Here is a 5,697-nt window from a genome sequence, read left to right as displayed (position 1 = left end):
GACCTGGCTGAAACTGGCCAAAGGCACCGCCGTGGTCGCGCATCGCGACGGCGCGAGCGCCACGCGCTGGCCGGTGCCGAGCAAGACCGACCCGGTGAGCGGCGCCGACCTGTTGATCCCCAAAAGCCTGCTTGAGGGCCTGTCAGCCGACGACAAGATTTCTGTGCCTGCTACTTCTTCCGTCCGCAAGGTCATCAACTGGTACCGCCTCGACGGCCTGCTGCACGACGCTGCCGGCAATCTGCTCAACGGCTGGGTGCGTGAAGACGTGGGCAACACGCCGTGGGTCAGTCCCTGGGACTGGGAAGGCTACGAAGTCCTGCACGACTACGGTAGGCCCATCCATGCCATGGCGTCGTTCATGCGCAGCATGCGTCACTTCAGCGAGGCACAACTGGACCGCTACCGCTCCTTGGCCGACGACGAGGACCAGGGGCCGATCAGGACCCGCCTGTTCAACATCATCGACCCTAACCGCGACGGCCAGATCACCGCCGACGAACTGCAAGCGGCGCTCAGGTTACCGGCGCATGCGCAAGCGATCGCGCAGATGATCATCCGCAAGGAAAGCGAGTGGTTTCACCGGGCGCATGTCTGGGATGTGCTGGATGAAATGCTCGGACATAGCGGCTCGACCCCGCACTTGAACTGGCTGGCGGAGAAGCAGCGGATCAAGGAGCTTAGTTGGTGGGAAGAGGTGGCGGAAAAAGTGGGGTTGCCGTCGTGGGGGAAGGCGTATCACTTTCATCCGGTTGGGTTGGTGGGGAGTTTTATTTCAGCTATTGATGAAAACGATTTGAGCTGGCTGATAGTCCCTTATGGTCAACTGACTTTTGATGCAGAGGGGAACGACATTGATGACGAATTACATCCGTCGTTTAAATACTTCAGCCGGGTTGCTCACTGGCCAGGTGGCGTATCTGGCGTAACAATTGGGCGCGGTTACGATCTTGGTCAACGACCTAATCCAGGAAAAGATCTTAGTGATGCCGGCGTTCAGGAGCCATTACGCTCTTGGCTGATCGGTGCTAAAGGTCTACAGGGTACCGCAGCGAAGAACTACATTGCCAATGCTTCGGACGAGATACGAGAGCATCAAATTACCCGGCAGCAACAATATCGCTTGTTTTTGCCGGTTTACGATCATATGAAAAAAGAAGTGATTCGTATATCGAATTCAAATATTAACAAGGCGGATTATGGAGTGCTAAATTGGGGTGAGGTGAGTTGCAAAGTACAGGATGTTGTAATTGATCTGATTTACAGAGGTGACTACACCCCGAGTTCAAGATCCCTTATTCAAAAGCCTTTTGTAGATAACAATATTGCGGTGGTAAAGAGTGTCATGACCAATCGGGATTATTGGAGGAGTGTTCCTCATGATAGGTTTAAGCGTCGTTCGGAGTATCTGTAGATGAAAGCGTCAATTTTCCTTGTGCTATTAATGTGTGCGGCGAGTCTGGTTGAAGCTAAGGAACATGACTACAAAAGAGTAATTATGGCGGGTGCGGGAGATGTAGGAGAGCTATTTATTAGATTTCTGCTTCTGTCGGGGGAGTCTTGCCTTATTATTCAAAACTTAGTTCCGGGGGGCGGTGGAAGCGTCTCGGGCGAGAAAGCTATCTGCTCGATAGATGGGAAGAAAATTGCAGATGATTTTGCGGCGGTAGATTTTAAAGTTGGAGATTTTAGAGCTGGGAAACTGTTTTTTGAGATTGGGGTTACACCGCTTCAACCCATTGGTGAAGTAGTAATGTTCTGCGAAGTAATATTTTCAGGTGGTTTGGCAGATCACCTCTCCTGTACGGAAAAGGACCTCGTGCGCAAAGAATCATGTGCGGTTCTTGAGAGATAGATCCTATTTTTCTTTACGATTATTGTCTGAAAGTAAAGGTTCTGAACATGCAGTCAAGAAAGGCGATATTTATATTGATGGGGTTGATGCTGGTCTGGTCAAAAGCAGGTGCGTGGCAGTTAGTGGGCGAAAAATCAACCGGAAATATTTTACTGCGAGATGAAGGGGGTGGCTCAAGTTACGCCAATATAATTGGTGAAAAAGAAGGTTTCGATCGTAGGTTTATCACACTGAATGGCTTTGCTGCGTTGCAAGTCAGTGGTAGGGACGATTTTTATTATACGTTAGCGGTTAGGGGGAGAGAGGTGTTCATCGACTGCGCCTATGCGAACGCACGAAATATTTATAATGGCGCTCAAGTGACTGCAGGGATGTGCGGATTAAATAAACCTCTGGAACAGGCTTATGATGAGGTTGGCACGAGATATTCAAATCAGTGGCAGCAATCGATTTTCTCTTTTGATACGAAGTCTTTATTTGAAACAGGACGGGCACAAGACTTTCTGATAGGGGTGATAGGGAACGTTGAAGTTTTTGATAGGTACTTTTCGATATATTCTATAGAGAACTCGTCCCCTCAAAAAGTCATAAAGAGTGCTTCTGGTTGTTTTTATTTCGGAAGTGCTATGGTTTTTTTAGTTTTTGAAAAAAGTAGCGCGAATACACCCAGGTATCTTGATGTTTTTCAATCTGTTGGTCCTATACGGCTACAAAGAATGCAAGAAGCAGATTTAGAAAGGCTTGCGGTTGATGAGTGTGTCTGAAAAATTTATAGGATTGCAGGCAAAGGCAGTGATTGAGAGTGTTTAATTGTGAGGGTGATAAATAGATGCAATTGGATCTAGTGTCTGAAGCTTCCTTCTCCTCTTTGTTGCCGGGAGGAAATTAATTATGCCTATAAGTTTGGATAAAATTCCTCCTCCAGCCCCGCGCCCCGCACCACCGCGTATCTGGCCCTGGGTATGTTTTTTGCCTCTGCTTTTGCTGTTGGGCGTGGGAGGGACTTTGTTGTTCAGCGGTGAAGCGTTGAATCAACAATCCATTGATGTATGGCCGCGAACTTTGGGCGTACCGCTTTTCGTCTGGTGTGTGCTGCTGTTCGCAAGGTTGCTGTTGTACATGGGGGAACAAGGTGCGGCCGATGGCTGGGACGAAGCCCGTGAAGAGGATTTGTGCCGAAAAATGCGTCGAGGCCGGCGTTCCCAACAAGTGTTAAGCGCGAACCTGTTCACTGCCCTGCGAAGTCCGGGTGAAGAAGGGACCACTCAGCTCGATGCCTTGCTGGGCGGGACGCAGGTATTGACTGCGCAACCGACCCGAATGGATGAATCCATCGTGCGTCATAGCCGCTTATCTGGCGCAAAGCATGAAGATCTGGAAAAAGTACTGCTCGGTGTCTTCAGTCAGGTTCTGGCTGAGTTGGCGCAAACGCTCGCACATCTGCCGGACGAGAAACCGTTGGCACTGTTGCTGGAGGTCGAGAGCGGTCTGCCGCGAAGTCAGTGGCATCCAGCCTGGCAAAGGGCATGGACCGCATCTGGTATCCGACAATCGGCGATGCCCGTGGAGGGGCAGGGATTATCTGCACTGGACCAGTGGCTCGACCAGCGCATTGATGACCAGGCGCTACTGCTGGTGGTGGCAGTGCAATTTGCACCGCTACAGCCGAAAGGCAAGGCAGAAGCGGCTGTAGGGCTACTACTGGGTAACCGTTTGACGCAAACCACGTTACCGCCGACGGCCTACCTTCACCGTCCGGAGCGAGCGCGAGCCACCACTTCTGATGCACTGCTATATGCCACTCGCCAAGCGCTGGATTGGGCACCAGTGGAAGCCAAGTCGGTTGAGCACGCATGGCGAGTGGGAATTGATGCACAACGCAATGCAGCAATAAGTACCGTTCTGGCGGAAGTGCCGATGCCGGTAAAACACAACCAGCGATTGATCGACCTGGATGCGTCGTTAGGACACCCCGGTACTGCCTCTTCGTGGCTGGCAATCGCTGCCGCAACGCAAACCATACAGCGCGGCGCTGGGCCGCAATTCATTTTCAGTGGTGACAGCGCCGTCGACGCGGGGCTCTGGAGCACGGCGCTGACGCCCGTCCTGCCGCTTTCGACGAAGGAATCTTGAATGCAGTTTCGACGCTCTTTAGGGCCGAGTGGATTGGTCGGCCTGTTAATTCTGACCGGTGTGCTCCTTGAAATCCTGGTCTGGTATTTTCCTCAATGGTTGGGGATTCGTCCTGACAGTGATCGGCAAAACACCTGGTTGTTGGCGATACCTGCGTGCACATTTATCGTCGTGATGCTCTTGGCAACCTACCGTCTGCTGTGGGGCCGTCTGGGGCATTCGGTGTATCGCGCAGAGGAGGCCGATGACGTTCCCGAGCCACCGCGCACGGATAGTCCGAAGACCCTGATCGCGCAACAGGTCCGCTTGGCTCAGGTGTCTCTCAGTGATTATTACGGTCCCTTCTGGCGCCTCAAGGTCCGCCTGCTTTTGGTCGTCGGCGAACCCGAACAGATCGAAGCCATCGCCCCCGGCCTGACCACCCGGTGCTTCTTGTATGCACAGGACACCGTGCTGCTCTACGGCGGTAGCGTGCAGGCGCCAACGTTGTTCAGCCAATGGAAGGGTTTGAGTCGCTGGCGTGCCCTCGATGGCGTCGTCTGGGCCTTGAACGCGGAACAGACCACCAACGCCGCAGCGCTCGGCGAAAACGTGAGGCGTCTGTGCGATCTAGCGCGAGCGCTGCATTGGCAGTTGCCGCTGCACCTGTGGCAGGTCTGCGACAGTGGCTGGCTTCAGCACGGGCGCCCGATGCAGCCGGTGGGGTGCGCGTTGCCCGCCGGTTTCACTGTCGTCGAACTGGAGAGTCGCCTGGAGCAATTGCTCGAGCCCTTGCGCCAGGAGGGCCTGGAGCAGATGCGTGGGCAGATGCAGCATGACTTTTTGCTGCGCCTGTCCCGCGATTTGCAGGTCGAGGGCATTGCCCGCTGGCGTCAGGCGCTGGCGCCATTGCTCGGCGAGTTGGCCCGGAGCGTGCCGTTGCGCGGGTTGTGGTTCAGCCTGCCGTTACCGTCGGCACCGCCGGATACCCATAACCGCGGTAATTTCTGGTCGATAGCGCCAGTGTGGCAGGGCGTGCTCGGCGATAAAAAGGCGCGCGTCCGTCGCCTCGGTTGGCCTGCGACCCGTATCGCGCAGGCCCTGATGCTCGCCCTGGCACTGGCGTGGAGCGCCGGCATGCTGCTGTCCTTCGCCACCAACCGTGTGCACATCGCCCAGGTGCAGACGTCACTGGCGACCCTGCAACAATCATCAACCAGTGACGAACAATTCCTCGCCCTGAATGACCTGACCCGCGAACTCGATCGCCTGGAGTACCGCGCCACCCACGGCACCCCTTGGTACCAGCGCTTCGGCCTGAACCAGAACGAGCCGCTGCTGGCGCTGCTGTTGCCGCGCTACCTCGAGGCCAACCAACGATTGCTGCGCGACCCGGCCGTGACCAGCCTGCAACAGCAGCTCACTGCCCTGATCAAGCTGCCCGCCGACAGCCCCGAACGCCTCAAGCGCGCGCCGCAGGCCTACGAACAACTCAAGGCCTACCTGATGCTGGCGCGCCCGGAAAAAGCCGACGCGGCCTTTCTGGTCAAGGTCCTGGGCCCGCTCGAGCCGAGCGGCGCCGGGGTCTCGCCAGGGCTGTGGCACGGCCTGTCGCCGACGCTCTGGCAGTTCTATGGCGAGCAACTGGCTTCCCACCCGGACTGGCGCATCGCGGCCGACCCCAAGCTGGTGGCCCAGGTTCGTCAGCTGCTGCTCGGCCAGTTGGGCCA

Annotated in this window: 4 protein-coding genes and 1 pseudogene; all 5 read left to right on the top strand. The window is 55.3% G+C overall.

Going from position 1 to position 5,697, the window contains the following annotated elements:
* A pseudogene (locus SOP85_RS30590) lies at positions 1-1,414 on the top strand (hypothetical protein); the annotation flags it as partial.
* Positions 1,415-1,855, top strand: coding sequence for a hypothetical protein (locus SOP85_RS30585; protein WP_323629349.1), 441 nt, complete (start codon positions 1,415-1,417; stop codon positions 1,853-1,855). It abuts the pseudogene before it with no gap.
* 47 nt (positions 1,856-1,902) lie between these two features.
* Positions 1,903-2,619, top strand: coding sequence for a hypothetical protein (locus tag SOP85_RS30580; protein WP_323629348.1), 717 nt, complete (start codon positions 1,903-1,905; stop codon positions 2,617-2,619).
* A gap of 244 nt (positions 2,620-2,863) precedes the next feature.
* Positions 2,864-3,988 carry a hypothetical protein gene (locus SOP85_RS30575; RefSeq protein ID WP_323629347.1) on the top strand — a complete coding sequence of 375 codons (1,125 nt, stop codon included), beginning with the start codon at positions 2,864-2,866 and terminating at the stop codon, positions 3,986-3,988.
* Positions 3,989-5,697 (top strand): ImcF-related family protein (locus tag SOP85_RS30570; protein ID WP_323629346.1); only part of this gene is annotated, 1,709 nt, incomplete at its 3' end.

The organism is Pseudomonas sp. YuFO20 (assembly GCF_035064975.1).
Taxonomy (GTDB): Bacteria; Pseudomonadota; Gammaproteobacteria; order Pseudomonadales; family Pseudomonadaceae; genus Aquipseudomonas; species Aquipseudomonas putida_AE.
The sequence above is the reverse complement of the archived record's forward strand: the minus strand, read 5'-3'. Positions and strand labels throughout refer to the sequence as shown.

What these genes read in the sequence shown, in the direction of transcription:
- SOP85_RS30580 (WP_323629348.1), top strand. Translation starts at nt 1,903, where the DNA reads ATGCAGTCAAGAAAGGCGATATTTATATTGATGGGGTTGATGCTGGTC.
- SOP85_RS30585 (WP_323629349.1), top strand. Translation starts at nt 1,415, where the DNA reads ATGAAAGCGTCAATTTTCCTTGTGCTATTAATGTGTGCGGCGAGTCTG.